The organism is Allorhizobium sp. Av2, from assembly GCF_021462805.2.
GTDB classification, from domain to species: domain Bacteria; phylum Pseudomonadota; class Alphaproteobacteria; order Rhizobiales; family Rhizobiaceae; genus Allorhizobium; species Allorhizobium vitis_G.
Map to the genome: position 1 here is coordinate 1,160,042 of NZ_CP192696.1, position 17,415 is coordinate 1,177,456.

General features: G+C 56.4%; 12 protein-coding genes. 10 read left to right on the top strand and 2 right to left on the bottom strand.

Going from position 1 to position 17,415, the window contains the following annotated elements; translation table 11 throughout:
* The first annotated feature begins 39 nt into the window (after positions 1-39).
* The 6 genes from rplK to rpoC all read left to right on the top strand — a co-directional run bounded on the left by rplK (position 40) and on the right by rpoC (position 11,262).
* Positions 40-471, top strand: a complete 432-nt coding sequence (gene rplK / locus FS819_RS05550) for a 50S ribosomal protein L11 (RefSeq protein WP_015915727.1) — start codon at positions 40-42, stop codon at positions 469-471.
* A 2-nt stretch (positions 472-473) separates the two neighbouring features.
* Positions 474-1,169, top strand: a complete 696-nt coding sequence (rplA, locus tag FS819_RS05555; protein WP_156550682.1) for a 50S ribosomal protein L1 — start codon at positions 474-476, stop codon at positions 1,167-1,169.
* 343 nt (positions 1,170-1,512) lie between these two features.
* A complete protein-coding gene (gene rplJ, locus FS819_RS05560) occupies positions 1,513-2,031 on the top strand; it encodes a 50S ribosomal protein L10 (protein ID WP_194416919.1) in 519 nt (172 codons plus the stop codon).
* A gap of 68 nt (positions 2,032-2,099) precedes the next feature.
* Complete coding sequence (rplL, locus tag FS819_RS05565; RefSeq protein ID WP_156533255.1) at positions 2,100-2,474, top strand: 50S ribosomal protein L7/L12; 375 nt, start codon at positions 2,100-2,102, stop codon at positions 2,472-2,474.
* 252 nt (positions 2,475-2,726) lie between these two features.
* Complete coding sequence (gene rpoB / locus FS819_RS05570; RefSeq protein ID WP_156550681.1) at positions 2,727-6,866, top strand: DNA-directed RNA polymerase subunit beta; 4,140 nt, start codon at positions 2,727-2,729, stop codon at positions 6,864-6,866.
* A gap of 184 nt (positions 6,867-7,050) precedes the next feature.
* A complete protein-coding gene (rpoC, locus tag FS819_RS05575; protein ID WP_156550680.1) occupies positions 7,051-11,262 on the top strand; it encodes a DNA-directed RNA polymerase subunit beta' in 4,212 nt (1,403 codons plus the stop codon).
* A 152-nt stretch (positions 11,263-11,414) separates the two neighbouring features.
* Here the strand turns inward: rpoC and FS819_RS05580 are convergent, their stop codons facing one another.
* The gene (locus tag FS819_RS05580; protein WP_156550679.1) at positions 11,415-11,849 is read right to left on the bottom strand and encodes an NUDIX hydrolase; all 435 of its coding nucleotides are present in this window, start codon (positions 11,847-11,849) and stop codon (positions 11,415-11,417) included.
* Between the two features lie 11 nt (positions 11,850-11,860).
* Positions 11,861-12,154, bottom strand: coding sequence for a hypothetical protein (locus FS819_RS05585; protein ID WP_015915734.1), 294 nt, complete (start codon positions 12,152-12,154; stop codon positions 11,861-11,863).
* 679 nt (positions 12,155-12,833) lie between these two features.
* Between FS819_RS05585 and rpsL the strand changes: the two genes are divergently transcribed.
* From rpsL to tuf, 4 genes are all read left to right on the top strand, one after another.
* Entirely contained in the window at positions 12,834-13,205 is a 372-nt protein-coding gene (gene rpsL, locus FS819_RS05590; RefSeq protein WP_003507760.1) for a 30S ribosomal protein S12, read from the top strand.
* Positions 13,206-13,287: 82 nt separating this feature from the next.
* The gene (rpsG, locus tag FS819_RS05595; protein WP_015915736.1) at positions 13,288-13,758 is read left to right on the top strand and encodes a 30S ribosomal protein S7; all 471 of its coding nucleotides are present in this window, start codon (positions 13,288-13,290) and stop codon (positions 13,756-13,758) included.
* 34 nt (positions 13,759-13,792) lie between these two features.
* The gene (gene fusA, locus FS819_RS05600; protein ID WP_071206309.1) at positions 13,793-15,892 is read left to right on the top strand and encodes an elongation factor G; all 2,100 of its coding nucleotides are present in this window, start codon (positions 13,793-13,795) and stop codon (positions 15,890-15,892) included.
* 71 nt (positions 15,893-15,963) lie between these two features.
* A complete protein-coding gene (gene tuf / locus FS819_RS05605) occupies positions 15,964-17,139 on the top strand; it encodes an elongation factor Tu (RefSeq protein ID WP_156550678.1) in 1,176 nt (391 codons plus the stop codon).
* Positions 17,140-17,415: the final 276 nt, after the last annotated feature.

Sequence of the window (17,415 nt, forward strand, 5' to 3'; positions counted from 1 at the left end):
GTGGGCCGGGCAACCGGTCTGATAGAAAGGCAGAGAGAAATGGCTAAAAAAGTTGCAGGCCAGCTCAAGCTTCAGGTCAAGGCAGGATCGGCTAATCCGTCCCCGCCAATCGGTCCTGCGCTTGGTCAGCGTGGTGTCAATATCATGGAATTCTGCAAGGCGTTCAATGCCGCCACGCAGGAAATGGAAAAGGGCATGCCGATTCCGGTCGTCATTACCTATTACCAGGACAAGTCCTTCACCTTCATCATGAAGCAGCCTCCGGTTACTTACTGGTTGAAGAAGGAAGCAAAGATTCAGTCCGGCTCGAAGACTCCGGGCAAGGGCGGAAAAGCTGGCACCATCACCAAGGCTCAGGTTCGTACGATCGCCGAAGCCAAGATGAAGGATCTGAATGCTGCCGACGTTGACGGCGCTATGGCAATGGTCGAGGGTTCTGCCCGCTCCATGGGCCTGGAAGTGGTAGGTTGATCATGGCAAAGCTTGCAAAGCGTATTCAGAAGATCCGCGAAGGCGTTGATCCCACCAAGCTGGTTGCTCTGACCGATGCCATTTCTATGGTTAAGGAACGTGCCGTTGCCAAGTTCGATGAAACCATCGAAATTGCCATGAATCTGGGCGTTGACCCTCGTCACGCTGACCAGATGGTTCGTGGCGTTGTCAACCTGCCGAATGGCACTGGCCGTGACGTTCGCGTTGCCGTATTCGCTCGTGGCGCCAAGGCTGATGAAGCCCGTGCTGCTGGCGCAGAAGTGGTTGGTGCCGAAGACCTGGTCGAAATCGTCCAGGGCGGCAAGATCGATTTTGATCGTTGCATCGCAACGCCTGACATGATGCCGCTGGTCGGCCGTCTCGGTAAGGTTCTCGGCCCGCGTGGCATGATGCCGAACCCGAAGGTCGGCACTGTGACCATGGACGTTGCTGGTGCCGTTAAGGCTTCCAAGGGCGGCGCCGTTGAGTTCCGCGTTGAGAAGGCTGGTATCATCCACGCCGGTATCGGCAAGGCCTCGTTCGAAGCCAAGGCTCTTGAAGAAAACATCAAGGCCTTTGCTGATGCTGTCATCAAGGCAAAGCCGGCTGGCGCCAAGGGTAACTACGTCAAGCGCGTAGCGATCTCCTCGACCATGGGTCCTGGCGTCAAGATCGACCCTTCGTCGGTCACAGCTTAATTTTTCGGGGTGTTCCACCCCGTATTCAAGAATTCCCGGTCCTTCGGGACCGGGAATGTCCGGTTTTATAGCCGGATTTCCTGTCCGAGATTGTGGGCGGCCGCAAGGCCTTAATATTTGCCTGCATGAGACGGGTAAGACCCGAAATTCTTCACGAACGCCAAGGCGTTACGGAAGTGTCGGTTCGAGCCTTGTGTGCCTTGTGCCTGACGCCTTCGGGTGACAGTGCGGGGGGACAGGATCCTCAAGCGTCGCTTGGGATCTGACGAGTTTAGATCCCTTGAGGCAAAGGCAAACCCGATGGGGCCTGCAGGATTGCGGTCCCGTCTACTGGAGACAGACAGTGGAAAGAGCGGAAAAACGCGAATTCGTCACAGAACTGAACGAAGTCTTCAAGGCTTCCGGTTCGGTTGTTGTGGCCCACTATGCTGGTGTCACGGTTGCGCAGATGAACGACTTCCGTTCAAAAATGCGCGCTGCTGGCGGCACCGTCAAAGTCGCGAAGAACCGTCTGGCCAAGATCGCTCTTCAGGGCACGGAGTCGGAAGGGATGACAGATCTCTTCAAGGGCCAGACGCTGATTGCTTACAGCGTCGACCCGATCACGGCTCCGAAAGTCGTCATGGATTTCGCCAAGATTAACGACAAGCTCGTTGTTCTCGGTGGTTCCATGGGAACAACCACGCTCTCCGTGGATGCAGTTAAGTCGCTTGCGACCCTGCCTTCGCTGGACGAGCTGCGTGCAAAGCTGGTCGGCATGATCCAGACCCCAGCTACTCGCATCGCAGGCGTTGTTCAGGCACCGGCAGCTCAGCTTGCTCGTGTGTTTGCGGCCTATGCCAAGAAGGACGAAGCCGCGTAAGGCGGTTTTTCGCTGTTCATACCCAAACCAGTTCGTTTCGAACCGAACACTGACAAAGGACTAGTAAAATGGCTGATCTCGCTAAGATCGTAGAAGACCTCTCCTCTTTGACCGTTCTGGAAGCTGCTGAGCTTTCCAAGCTGCTCGAAGAAAAGTGGGGCGTATCTGCAGCTGCTCCTGTAGCTGCTGCTGCTGCTGGTGGCGCTGCTGCCGCAGTTGTTGAAGAAGAAAAGACCGAATTCGACGTTATCCTGACCGAAGCCGGTGCAAACAAGATCAACGTCATCAAGGAAGTTCGCGCGATCACAGGCCTCGGCCTGAAGGAAGCCAAGGACCTCGTTGAAGGCGCTCCGAAGGCTGTCAAGGAAGCCGTTTCCAAGGCTGAAGCTGCTGACCTGAAGAAGAAGCTTGAAGACGCTGGCGCCAAGGTTGACGTCAAGTAATTCAGACTTCGGCTCCGGCGAGGGTGCAAACTCTCTCCGGAGTCGTTTTCCTGGCGGAAATTATTACCCAAAAGCCGGTAAAACGGCTTTTGGGTAATGGGTTCTCAAGAGGATGGTTCCGATCTGGCGCTCAAGGCAAACCGGCCTTCCCGCCTGAACTGGAACGAGATTGACGACCCATGATTGATGGTGCCGCCTGGCCAGCGGTTGCCGTCTGTTGCAGGCCCGGGTGCAAACTGACAAGGAGCGACGATGGCTCAGACCCTTTCCTTTAACGGTCGCAGGCGCGTACGCAAGTTTTTCGGAAAAATTCCAGAAGTGGCAGAAATGCCGAACCTCATTGAGGTTCAGAAGGCATCTTATGATCAGTTCCTCATGGTTGACGAGCCTGAAGGCGGTCGTCCCGACGAGGGGCTTCAAACTGTTTTCAGATCCGTTTTCCCGATCACCGATTTTTCCGGTGCCTCGATGTTGGAATTCGTGTCCTACGAATTCGAGCCGCCGAAGTTCGACGTCGATGAATGCCGCCAGCGCGACCTGACCTATGCAGCGCCGCTCAAGGTAACATTACGCCTGATCGTGTTCGATATTGATGAAGATACGGGTGCCCGCTCGATCAAGGACATCAAGGAACAGTCGGTCTACATGGGCGACATGCCTCTGATGACCAATAACGGCACGTTTATCGTCAACGGCACCGAGCGAGTTATCGTCTCGCAGATGCACCGTTCGCCGGGCGTGTTCTTCGACCACGACAAGGGTAAGAGCCATTCCTCCGGCAAGCTGCTGTTTGCGGCCCGCGTCATTCCTTATCGCGGTTCCTGGCTCGATATCGAATTCGACGCCAAGGACATCGTCCACGCCCGTATCGACCGCCGCCGCAAGATCCCCGTGACCTCGCTGCTGATGGCGCTGGGCATGGACGGCGAAGAGATCCTGTCGACCTTCTATTCCAAGTCCGACTATAAGCGCGATGGCAAGGGCTGGCGCGTGCCGTTCCAGGCGGAAACGCTGAAGGGTTCCAAGACGCTCGTCGACATGGTCGATGCCGATAGCGGCGAAGTCGTGGTCGAAGCGGGCAAGAAGCTCACGCCGCGTCTTCTGCGCCAGTTGCAGGACAAGGGCCTGAAGGCTCTTAAGGCGACCGACGAGGACCTTTACGGAAATTATCTGGCCGAAGATATCGTCAATTTTGCAACCGGTGAGATCTATCTCGAAGCCGGTGACGAAATCGACGAAAAGACCCTGCCGATCATTCTGGACGCAGGCTTTGAAGAGATCCCGGTTCTGGGCATCGACCATATCAATGTCGGTGCGTATATCCGCAACACGCTGTCTGCCGACAAGAACGAAAACCGCCAGGATGCGCTGTTCGACATCTACCGGGTCATGCGTCCGGGTGAACCGCCAACCATGGATTCGGCAGAAGCCATGTTCAACTCGCTGTTCTTCGACAGCGAGCGTTATGACTTGTCGGCTGTTGGCCGCGTCAAGATGAACATGCGTCTCGACCTCGAAGTGGCCGACACCGTGCGTGTTCTGCGCAAGGAAGACATCCTGGCCGTGGTCAAGATGCTGGTCGAACTGCGCGACGGCAAGGGCGAAATCGACGATATCGACAACCTCGGCAACCGCCGTGTTCGTTCCGTCGGTGAATTGATGGAGAACCAGTATCGTCTGGGTCTGCTGCGCATGGAGCGCGCCATCAAGGAACGTATGTCGTCGATCGAAATCGACACGGTCATGCCGCAGGATCTGATCAACGCCAAGCCTGCCGCTGCTGCTGTGCGCGAATTCTTCGGGTCGTCCCAGCTCAGCCAGTTCATGGACCAGGTCAATCCGCTGTCGGAAATCACCCACAAGCGCCGTCTTTCGGCTCTTGGACCGGGTGGTCTGACCCGCGAGCGCGCTGGCTTTGAAGTGCGCGACGTGCATCCGACCCATTACGGCCGTATCTGCCCGATTGAGACGCCTGAAGGCCCGAATATCGGTCTGATCAACTCGCTTGCCACCTTCGCACGGGTCAACAAATACGGCTTCATCGAAAGCCCGTATCGTAAGATCATCGACGGCGTTGTGACGAAGGACGTGATCTACCTCTCCGCTATGGAAGAGGCCAAGTATTACGTTGCCCAGGCCAATGCCGAGCTGAACGCGGAAGGCAAATTCGTCGAGGAATTCGTCGTTTGCCGTCACGCTGGGGAAGTGATGCTGTCGCCGCGCGACACCATCAACCTGATGGACGTTTCGCCGAAGCAGCTCGTGTCCGTTGCCGCCGCTCTTATTCCATTCCTGGAAAATGACGACGCCAACCGCGCGCTGATGGGCTCCAACATGCAGCGTCAGGCTGTTCCGCTGCTGCGGGCTGAAGCACCGTTCGTTGGGACCGGCATGGAGCCGATCGTGGCGCGTGACTCCGGTGCGGCTATCGGCGCCCGTCGTGGCGGCGTGGTTGACCAGGTAGACGCGACGCGTATCGTTATCCGCGCCACGGAAGATCTCGATGCCGGCAAGTCCGGTGTTGATATCTACCGTCTGCAGAAGTTCCAGCGTTCCAACCAGAATACCTGCGTCAACCAGCGTCCGCTGGTCGCCGTTGGCGATATTCTGAACAAGGGCGATATCATCGCGGACGGTCCGTCGACCGACCTCGGTGACCTGGCGCTTGGCCGCAACGCGCTCGTCGCGTTTATGCCTTGGAACGGCTATAACTATGAGGACTCGATCCTCATGTCGGAGCGTATCGTTTCGGAAGACGTCTTCACCTCGATCCATATCGAGGAGTTTGAAGTCATGGCCCGCGATACCAAGCTTGGGCCGGAAGAAATCACCCGCGATATTCCGAACGTTTCGGAAGAAGCGCTGCGCAACCTCGATGAAGCCGGTATCGTCTACATCGGTGCGGAAGTGCAGCCGGGCGATATCCTGGTCGGCAAGATCACTCCGAAGGGCGAAAGCCCGATGACGCCGGAAGAAAAGCTTCTGCGCGCCATCTTCGGTGAAAAGGCTTCCGACGTCCGTGACACCTCGATGCGCATGCCTCCGGGCACGTTCGGGACCATTGTCGAAGTTCGTGTTTTCAACCGCCACGGCGTTGAAAAGGACGAGCGCGCCATGGCCATCGAACGCGAGGAAATCGAACGTCTCGCCAAGGACCGTGACGACGAACAGGCAATCCTGGACCGCAACGTCTATGGGCGTTTGCTCGACACGCTGCGCGGTCAGGTTTCGATTGCCGGTCCGAAGGGTTTCAAGAAGGGCGTCGAACTCAACAACGCCGTCATTTCTGAATATCCGCGTTCGCAATGGTGGATGTTTGCCGTTGAAGACGAGAAGGTTCAAAGCGAGCTGGAAGCGCTTCGTGGTCAGTACGACGAATCCAAGTCGCGCCTTGAGCAGCGCTTCATGGACAAGGTCGAAAAGGTCCAGCGCGGCGATGAAATGCCTCCGGGCGTCATGAAGATGGTCAAGGTCTTTGTTGCTGTGAAGCGCAAGATCCAGCCAGGTGACAAGATGGCCGGCCGTCACGGTAACAAGGGCGTCGTGTCGCGCATCGTTCCGGTCGAAGACATGCCGTTCCTGGAAGACGGTACGCATGTCGATATCGTTCTGAACCCGCTTGGCGTGCCGTCGCGTATGAATGTCGGCCAGATTCTTGAAACCCACCTTGCCTGGGCTTGCGCCGGCATGGGTCGCAAGATTGGGCAGATGCTTGAGGACTACCAGAAGCATCTGGACATCACCGAGCTGAGGACAGAACTGGTCGATCTCTACGCCAGCGAGTCGCATGACGAAGTCGCCAGATTCGATGACGAATCGCTTCTGCGACTGGCCGATCAGGCCAAGAGCGGACTTTCCATCGCAACACCGGTTTTCGACGGTGCGCATGAAAGCGACGTTTCGGAAATGCTGACCCGCGCCGGTCTGCACACTTCCGGCCAGTCGGTTCTCTATGATGGACGGACGGGTGAAACCTTCGACCGTAAGGTCACCGTTGGTTACATGTACATGATCAAGCTCAACCACTTGGTTGACGACAAGATCCATGCACGCTCCATCGGTCCTTACTCGCTTGTGACCCAGCAGCCTTTGGGCGGCAAGGCACAGTTCGGCGGTCAGCGCTTCGGGGAAATGGAAGTCTGGGCGCTGGAAGCTTACGGCGCCGCCTACACCCTGCAGGAGATGCTGACGGTGAAGTCGGATGACGTGGCCGGTCGTACCAAGGTCTACGAGGCGATTGTCCGGGGCGACGATACGTTCGAAGCCGGTATTCCGGAAAGCTTCAACGTTCTCGTCAAGGAAATGCGGTCGCTTGGCCTGTCGGTCGAGTTGGAGAATTCCAAACTCGAGACGGCCGATACCGTCAACCCGTTGCCGGACGCTGCGGAATAACAGTGACAGTGGGGCGCGCGCGTTTCGATGCGCGCGCCGTCTTCCGCCAGTTGTAAACATCAACCGGCGTGGGGACTTTTGCCGCATTCAGCGGTTATTGTCGTTTTAAGGCGCGGTGCGGCTTCCCGGGAAGGGCCACATCCGTCGCCAAGCTGAGGGCCCCAGGCCCCACAAGGAGATAGGCATGAACCAAGAGGTCATGAACCTTTTCAACCCGCAGGTCCCTGCGCAGCATTTCGATTCCATCCGGATTTCGATTGCCTCGCCGGAGAAGATCCTGTCATGGTCGTATGGCGAAATCAAAAAGCCTGAGACCATCAACTACCGCACTTTCAAGCCGGAGCGCGACGGTCTGTTCTGCGCCCGTATCTTTGGTCCGATCAAGGATTACGAGTGCCTGTGCGGCAAGTACAAGCGCATGAAGTACAAGGGCATCATCTGCGAAAAGTGCGGCGTGGAAGTCACCCTGTCGCGCGTTCGCCGTGAGCGCATGGGCCATATCGAGCTTGCCGCTCCGGTTGCCCATATCTGGTTCCTGAAGTCGCTGCCATCGCGCATTTCGACCCTGCTCGACATGACGTTGAAGGATGTGGAGCGGGTTCTCTACTTCGAAAACTACATTGTCACGGAGCCGGGCCTGACGGCCCTGAAGCAGAACCAGCTTCTGTCCGAAGAAGAATACATGATGGCGGTCGATGAATATGGCGAAGACCAGTTCACCGCCATGATCGGTGCTGAAGCCATCTTTGAAATGCTGGCCTCAATGAATCTCGAGCGCATCGCCGGCGAATTGCGTCAGGATTTGGCCGACACCACGTCGGACCTGAAGCAGAAGAAGCTGATGAAGCGCCTGAAGATCGTTGAGAACTTCATGGAATCCGGGAATCGTCCTGAATGGATGATCATGAAGGTTGTTCCCGTGATTCCGCCGGACCTGCGTCCGCTGGTGCCGCTGGATGGTGGCCGTTTTGCGACCTCCGACCTGAATGATCTCTATCGTCGCGTGATCAACCGTAACAACCGTTTGAAGCGTTTGATCGAGCTGCGCGCGCCGGGCATCATCATCCGTAACGAAAAGCGCATGTTGCAGGAATCTGTAGACGCGCTGTTCGACAACGGCCGCCGTGGCCGCGTTATCACCGGCGCCAACAAGCGTCCGCTGAAGTCGCTGTCCGATATGCTCAAGGGCAAGCAGGGCCGCTTCCGCCAGAACCTTCTCGGCAAGCGCGTCGACTATTCTGGTCGTTCGGTTATCGTGACCGGTCCAGAACTGAAGCTGCACCAGTGCGGCCTGCCAAAGAAAATGGCACTCGAACTGTTCAAGCCTTTCATTTACGCCCGTCTCGACGCCAAGGGTTATTCCTCGACCGTCAAGCAGGCCAAGAAGCTGGTTGAAAAGGAAAAGCCGGAAGTTTGGGATATTCTCGACGAGGTTATCCGCGAGCATCCCGTTCTGCTGAACCGCGCACCGACGCTGCACCGTCTGGGTATCCAGGCCTTCGAACCAATTCTGGTTGAAGGCAAGGCCATTCAGCTGCATCCGCTGGTCTGCACGGCTTTCAACGCCGACTTCGACGGCGACCAGATGGCTGTTCACGTTCCGCTTTCGCTGGAAGCCCAGCTGGAAGCACGCGTGTTGATGATGTCCACCAACAACATTTTGCATCCGGCAAACGGTGCGCCGATTATCGTTCCTTCTCAGGACATGGTTCTCGGTCTCTACTATTTGTCGATCATGAACCAGAATGAGCCGGGCGAAGGCATGGTCTTCTCCGACATCGGTGAGTTGCATCACGCGCTGGAAAACAAGGTTGTGACGCTGCACTCCAAGATCCGTGGTCGTTTCAAGACCGTGGATGCAGAAGGCAAGCCAGTTTCGAAGATTTTCGAAACCACGCCGGGCCGTATGCTGATTGGCGAACTTCTGCCGAAGAACGTCAACGTGCCGTTCGATACCTGCAATCAGGAAATGACCAAGAAGAACATCTCCAAGATGATCGATACGGTCTACCGTCATTGCGGCCAGAAGGACACAGTGATTTTCTGCGACCGCATCATGCAGCTCGGCTTCCGCCACGCATGTAAGGCTGGCATTTCCTTTGGTAAGGATGACATGGTCATTCCTGACTCCAAGGTGAAGATCGTAGGCGACACCGAGTCTTTGGTGAAGGAATACGAACAGCAGTACAACGACGGTCTGATCACCCAGGGTGAGAAGTACAACAAGGTCGTTGATGCCTGGGGTAAGGCGACTGAAAAGGTTGCGGAAGACATGATGGCCCGCATTAAGGCCGTTGAGTTCGATCCGGAAACTGGCCGCCAAAAGCCAATGAACGCGATTTACATGATGTCTCACTCCGGTGCGCGTGGTTCTCCGAACCAGATGCGTCAGCTGGGTGGTATGCGTGGTCTTATGGCCAAGCCATCGGGCGAAATCATTGAAACGCCGATCATTTCGAACTTTAAGGAAGGTCTGACCGTTAACGAGTACTTCAACTCGACCCACGGCGCCCGTAAGGGTCTTGCAGACACGGCCTTGAAGACCGCGAACTCCGGTTACCTGACCCGTCGTCTGGTTGACGTTGCGCAGGATTGCATCGTCAATCTGGTCGATTGCGGTACCGACAAGGGCCTGACCATGACGGCGATTGTTGACGCCGGTCAGGTTGTGGCGTCGATTGGTGCGCGCGTTCTTGGTCGTACTGCGCTGGACGATATCGACCATCCGGTCACGGGTGAGCGCATCGTTGATGCAGGTCGGATGATCCTTGAAGCCGATGTCATCGAAATCGAAAAGGCTGGCATTCAGTCGATCCGTATTCGTTCGGCTCTGACCTGCGAAGTTCAGACCGGCGTATGCTCGATCTGCTACGGTCGCGACCTTGCCCGTGGTACACCTGTGAACATGGGTGAAGCCGTGGGTGTCATCGCTGCTCAGTCTATCGGTGAGCCTGGCACACAGCTGACCATGCGTACGTTCCACTTGGGCGGTACGGCCAACGTGGTCGACCAATCGTTCCTGGAAGCGTCCTATGAGGGCACGATCCAGATCAAGAACCGCAACATGCTGCGCAACTCTGACGGTATTTATGTTGCCATGGGCCGTAGCATCGCAGTGACGATCCTGGATGAACGCGGCGTCGAGCGCTCCTCGCAGCGTGTTGCCTATGGTTCCAAGCTGTTTGTCGACGATGGCGACAAGGTCAAGCGCGGTCAGCGTCTGGCTGAGTGGGACCCATATACACGCCCGATGATGACCGAAGTGGAAGGTATCGTCCATTTCGAGGATCTGGTCGACGGTATCTCCGTTCTGGAAGCTACCGACGAATCCACCGGTATCACCAAGCGTCAGGTTATCGACTGGCGTTCGACGCCACGTGGTGCCGATCTGAAGCCGGCAATCGTCATCAAGGACACCCAGGGCAATGTGCTCAAGGTTCCGCGTGGTGGTGAAGCACGGTTCCAGCTGTCGGTCGATGCGATCCTGTCGGTTGAACCAGGCCAGCGTGTCTCCCAGGGTGACGTGCTTGCTCGTTCGCCAATGGAAAGCGCCAAGACCAAGGACATCACCGGTGGTCTGCCGCGTGTTGCTGAATTGTTCGAAGCCCGTCGTCCAAAGGATCACGCCATCATTGCTGAAATCGATGGTACGATCCGGCTGGGCCGCGACTACAAGAACAAGCGTCGCGTTATCATCGAGCCGGCGGAAGACGGTGTCGAGCCTGTCGAATACCTGATCCCGAAGGGCAAGCCCTTCCATCTTCAGGAAGGCGACTATATCGAAAAGGGTGACTATATCCTCGACGGTAATCCGGCTCCGCACGATATTCTGGCGATCAAGGGTGTCGAAGCGCTGGCAAGCTACCTGGTCAACGAAATCCAGGAAGTTTATCGCTTGCAGGGCGTTGTGATCAACGACAAGCACATCGAGGTGATCGTTCGCCAGATGCTGCAGAAGGTCGAAATTACCGACAGCGGCGACAGCCAGTATATCGTTGGCGACAATGTCGACCGTATCGAGCTGGACGAAGCCAACGAGCGTCTGGTTGAAGAAGGCAAGAAGCCAGCTTTTGGCGATCCGGTATTGCTCGGTATCACCAAGGCATCGCTGCAGACGCCGTCCTTCATCTCGGCTGCGTCCTTCCAGGAAACCACCAAGGTTCTCACGGAAGCGGCAATTGCCGGCAAGACCGATACGCTGCAAGGCCTGAAGGAAAACGTCATCGTTGGTCGTCTGATCCCGGCCGGTACCGGTGGTACGATGACGCAGATCCGCCGTATCGCCACCTCGCGTGACGACCTCATTCTCGAGGAACGTCGCAAGGGAACCGGTGCGGATCTCGCAACCCCGATGCTGCGCGACATGGCAGGCGAGGGTGCTCCTGCCGCCGAGTAATCGGTGCAGAGCAATCGAAATAAAAAGCCGTCTGGAGCGATCCGGGCGGCTTTTCCGTTTTATGATGTAGCCTAGCGAAGGGCGGAGTTTGTTCGAGCTTATCAGTGGAATACGCAATCCGGTGATTGGCTCGATAACAACCTGACGGATACCTAAGGAAGCAGGGGCAGGACGGCGCCATGCTCATAGCCGAGCCGGTGGCTTGCCTCATCTCGGGTTAACCAGAAGAAGGAAAAACGCACTGGATCGCCACCACCATGGGGCTTTGTTTCGCTGTGAATCCAGCTCTGCGGATAGAGAGTGTGAAGCAAAGGCAGGTGGAAAAAGTGGCGCTTGTGGTGGATGGAACCCCCATCTCGAACATCCCGATAATCGACAGAAGTCAGAAAGCGGGGAGGCGAGGGACAAGCTAAGCCCGTCTCCTCTTCGAATTCGCGACAAGCCGCAGTGCTGGGGCTTTCACCGTGTTCAATGGTGCCACCAGGCACCTGCGGTAGAATATCCGGAAAATCCGGCTCATCGAAAACCAGGAGCCGGTCGCGGTCGGCTGCATAGACCAGGACCTTTTCGATGACATGTCCCGTCATTCACGGCTGACTCAATTGAAGCGGATGATTGCCACTTCACCTTCGAGTGCGCCCTGATAAGCTGAGGCGTGCGGCTCGTCGGAAGGTGGTTCTGTCACCATGCCGATCTGGTCCAGGTCGGCCTCCAGGAAGCCTTCCTCGGCCAGTGCATTCAAAGCCTCGCGCACTGCGGAATCGTCATCGGGTGCGCTCAGCAGAATATGCAGGTCGATGCCTTCGGTGCCCGTTTCTTCATAGGCCTTGGCAATGATGATGAAGACCATTGGTCCGTCCGAATTATTGTCATTGTCAGGGGTCGAAATCATCAGTCGGTCCTTATGACGGGTCGCCTTTCTTATAGCTCGAGACAAGCGAGCCGCCAGGTGACCGCGATAGCAACGGTTAGAAAGTCTTGTAGACGGGAATCGCCTCGGCACAATAACCTAATCGATAATTTCATCGTTATAGAGCCATCCGCCTTCGTCAAGCTGAAGGCTGGTTGCAAATTCCAAATCGCTCAGCTTCATGTGCAAAAACTGACGTTTGGCAGGCATGAAAACGATTCTTCTATCGCAGGCTGAAAATCGGTAGGTGCAAGGTCGGAATTGGCCGATGACAATTGCATAATCGACGAAAAGCCGTCATAACGCGAAATAGGCCGGGACCAAAGCGGCCACAGGGCTTTGGAGAGCTATTAATTTTGCGCCATGGCTTGACGGAACGGGGTGAAAACAGTAGTAGCCCCGCATCGGAGCCAATGCACGGTTATGATTTTCAGGACATATTGTTCTGAAGTTTGCCCCAGGCTTAGGATCCAAACGCACTTTGAAGACATGAATGCTGCACGCATGACGCATTCGCATGCGTCCTCTGCTTTTTGTGGTCCATCCGGAAGCCCGGATCGGGCCACATTTCGCGCATGGCGAAAATTGTGCGAGCGCCGCCGGAAACGGCACAAACGGGCCTGAAAAGGCTCAAGTGACAAGAATTATAAGGGATGGTTCTATGCCTACCGTAAATCAGCTGATCCGCAAGCCGCGTCAGGCGCAGGTAAAGCGCAACAAGGTTCCTGCCTTGCAGGAAAATCCACAGAAGCGCGGCGTTTGCACCCGCGTTTATACCACGACCCCGAAGAAGCCGAACTCGGCTCTGCGTAAGGTTGCCAAGATCCGTTTGACCAATGGCTTCGAAGTCATCGGCTACATTCCGGGTGAAGGCCACAACCTGCAGGAACACTCTGTCGTCATGATCCGTGGCGGCCGCGTCAAGGACTTGCCGGGCGTTCGTTACCACATCATCCGTGGTGTTCTCGATACCCAGGGTGTCAAGAACCGTAAGCAGCGCCGTTCCAAGTATGGTGCAAAGCGTCCGAAGTAAGTCGGAAGCCTTCTTTGAAATTCAGCGCTGCGCGAGGTTCTCCGCGTGATAAAGCGTTCTAACCGTTGAGAGACGAAGTAAAATGTCCCGTCGCCATAAAGCCGAAAAGCGTGAGATCAACCCGGACCCAAAGTTCGGTGATCTGGTCGTCACCAAGTTCATGAACGCCATCATGTTGCACGGCAAGAAGTCCGTTGCTGAAAGCATCGTTTACGGTGCCTTCGATGTCGTTGAAGCCAAGTCCAAGGCAGAGCCGATCGCAATCTTCCACCAGGCGCTTGAAAATGTCGCCCCGCATGTTGAAGTTCGTTCGCGCCGCGTTGGTGGTGCAACATACCAGGTCCCCGTCGACGTCCGTCCGGAGCGCCGCCAGGCGCTCGCCATTCGCTGGCTGATCATCGCCGCCCGCAAGCGCAACGAGACCACCATGGTCGATCGCCTTTCCGGCGAATTGCTTGATGCGTCCAACAATCGCGGCAGCGCTGTCAAGAAGCGTGAAGACACGCACAAGATGGCCGACGCCAACCGCGCCTTCTCGCATTACCGCTGGTAATCTTAGACGATCGAATATCGAAAGGCAGTCCACTATGGCTCGCGAATATAAAATCGAAGACTACCGCAATTTCGGGATCATGGCGCATATCGACGCCGGTAAGACCACGACGACTGAGCGGATTCTCTACTACACCGGCAAGTCGCACAAGATCGGCGAAGTTCATGATGGCGCAGCCACGATGGACTGGATGGAGCAGGAGCAGGAGCGTGGTATCACCATCACCTCTGCTGCGACCACGACCTACTGGAAGGGTCGCGATGGCAAGATGCGCCGTTTCAACATCATCGACACCCCCGGCCACGTCGACTTCACGATTGAAGTTGAACGTTCGCTCCGCGTACTCGACGGTGCTATCGCACTTCTCGATGCCAACGCAGGCGTTGAGCCGCAGACGGAAACCGTCTGGCGTCAGGCTGAAAAGTACAACGTTCCGCGGATGATCTTCTGCAACAAGATGGACAAGACCGGCGCTGACTTCTACCGTTCGGTAGAAATGATCAAGACCCGTCTCGGTGCCACCGCTGTTGTTATGCAGCTGCCAATCGGCGCTGAAACAGAGTTCAAGGGCGTTGTTGACCTGATCGAGATGAACGCTCTCGTCTGGCGTGATGAATCGCTGGGCGCTGCCTGGGACGTTGTGGAAATCCCCGACGACCTGAAGGAAAAGGCCGTTGAATATCGCGAAAAGCTGATCGAGACCGTTGTCGAGATCGACGAACAGGCGATGGAAGACTACCTGAACGGCATCATGCCTGATAATGACAAGATCCGCGCTCTCGTTCGTCAGGGCACGATTGAAGTTAAGTTCCATCCGATGTTCTGCGGTACGGCCTTTAAGAACAAGGGCGTTCAGCCTTTGCTCGACGCTGTTTGCGAATATTTGCCTTCGCCGCTCGATATCCCTGCCATCAAGGGTATCGACGTCAAGACCGACGCTGAAATCGAACGTCATCCTGATGACGCAGAGCCTTTGTCGATGCTGGCGTTCAAGATCATGAACGACCCCTTCGTTGGTTCGCTGACCTTCTGCCGTATCTATTCCGGCAAGCTCGAAAAGGGCGCGTCGGTCATGAACACGGTCAAGGAAAAGCGCGAACGCGTTGGTCGTATGCTCCAGATGCATTCCAACAGCCGTGAAGACATCGAAGAAGCCTTTGCAGGCGACATCGTTGCCCTGGCTGGCCTGAAGGAAAGCACCACGGGCGATACGCTCTGCGATCCCCTGAACCAGGTTATCCTGGAGCGCATGGAATTCCCCGAGCCGGTCATTCAGATCGCCATCGAGCCGAAGACCAAGGGCGACCAGGAAAAGATGGGCCTCGCGCTCAACCGTCTTGCTGCTGAGGATCCGTCCTTCCGCGTCAAGACCGATCAGGAATCCGGCCAGACGATCATCGCCGGCATGGGTGAACTTCACCTCGACATCATCGTCGACCGTATGCGTCGTGAGTTCAAGGTAGAAGCAACTGTCGGCGCGCCGCAGGTTGCCTATCGCGAAACTATTACGCGTCAGCACGAAGAAGACTATACCCACAAGAAGCAGTCTGGCGGTACGGGTCAGTTCGCCCGCGTCAAGATCATCTTCGAACCCAATCCTGAAGGTGATGAGTTTAAGTTCGATTCGAAAATCGTCGGTGGTTCGGTTCCCAAGGAATACATCCCCGGCGTTCAGAAGGGCATCGAAAGCGTTCTGTCTTCCGGTCCGCTGGCTGGCTTCCCGATGCTCGGCGTCAAGGCAACTCTGATCGATGGTGCTTACCACGATGTCGACTCGTCGGTTCTGGCCTTCGAAATCGCTTCGCGTGCCTGCTTCCGTGAAGCAGCCAAGAAGGCTGGCGCTCAGTTGCTCGAGCCGATGATGAAGGTGGAAGTCGTGACGCCGGAAGATTACGTCGGTGACGTGATCGGCGACCTGAACTCCCGCCGTGGCCAGATCCAGGGCCAGGAAAGCCGTGGTATCGCCGTTGTCATCAACGCGCATGTACCGTTGGCCAACATGTTCAAATACGTCGACAACCTGCGCTCCATGAGCCAGGGTCGCGCTCAGTACTCGATGGTGTTCGATCACTATTCGCCCGTTCCGAGCAATGTCGCTGCCGAAATTCAGGCAAAGTACTCCGGTCAGAAATGATCGGGGTAGTCAGCCGGAACAGATAACAGGAATTTCCCCCTTCATGGGGATGAGATAATGGAGAGCCGAAAATGGCAAAGAGTAAGTTTGAGCGCAACAAGCCGCACGTTAACATCGGCACGATCGGCCACGTTGACCACGGCAAGACGTCGCTGACGGCAGCAATTACGAAGTATTTCGGTGAATACAAGGCGTATGACCAGATCGACGCCGCTCCGGAAGAAAAGGCCCGCGGGATCACCATTTCGACGGCGCACGTCGAATATGAAACGCCTGCCCGTCACTACGCTCACGTTGACTGCCCCGGCCACGCCGACTACGTCAAGAACATGATCACCGGTGCAGCGCAGATGGACGGCGCGATCTTGGTTTGCTCGGCTGCCGATGGCCCGATGCCCCAGACCCGCGAGCACATTTTGCTGGCTCGTCAGGTTGGCGTTCCCGCCATCGTCGTGTTCCTGAACAAGGTTGACCAGGTTGACGACGAAGAGCTTCTGGAGCTGGTCGAACTGGAAGTGCGCGAACTTCTGTCGTCCTACGACTTCCCGGGCGACGATATTCCGATTGTCAAGGGTTCGGCTCTGGCTGCTCTGGAAGACAGCAACAAGAAGATCGGCGAAGACGCGATCCGCGAACTGATGGCCGCAGTTGACGCTTACATTCCGACGCCTGAGCGTCCGATTGACCAGCCGTTCCTGATGCCGATCGAAGACGTGTTCTCGATCTCTGGCCGTGGTACGGTTGTGACGGGCCGCGTTGAGCGTGGTATCGTCAAGGTTGGCGAAGAAGTCGAAATCGTCGGCATCCGCGCGACCTCGAAGACGACGGTTACCGGCGTTGAAATGTTCCGCAAGCTGCTCGATCAGGGCCAGGCTGGCGACAACATTGGTGCACTGGTTCGCGGCGTACAGCGCGATGGCGTTGAGCGTGGCCAGATCCTGTGCAAGCCGGGTTCGGTTAAGCCGCACAAGAAGTTCATGGCAGAAGCCTACATCCTGACGAAGGAAGAAGGCGGCCGTCATACACCGTTCTTCACCAACTACCGTCCGCAGTTCTACTTCCGCACGACGGACGTTACCGGTATTGTTTCCCTGCCTGAAGGCACTGAAATGGTTATGCCTGGTGACAACGTGACGGTTCAGGTTGAACTGATCGTTCCGATCGCGATGGAAGAAAAGCTGCGCTTCGCGATCCGCGAAGGTGGCCGTACCGTCGGCGCCGGCATCGTCGCTTCGATCATCGAATAAGTCGTCATAATACAGACGAAGAAGCGCGGCATTCCATGCCGCGCTTCTTTATTTCCGGGAATCAGTTGACGAATTGACGGGGACGTTGTATGCCCCCGCCACGAACAAGGAAGAGCGGCGCATCGCTCCTCTTTCCTCTGGCTCTGCTAAGTTTCGCGATCCGGTCTTGGGTCGCACTGGTGGGGTCCCTGATGAAGTAAGGTGACATGGACGTCGATACGTCCTTGTGATTTTTGACAATACGGGGCCGGCCAGAAATTGGTAATTCACTGTCTT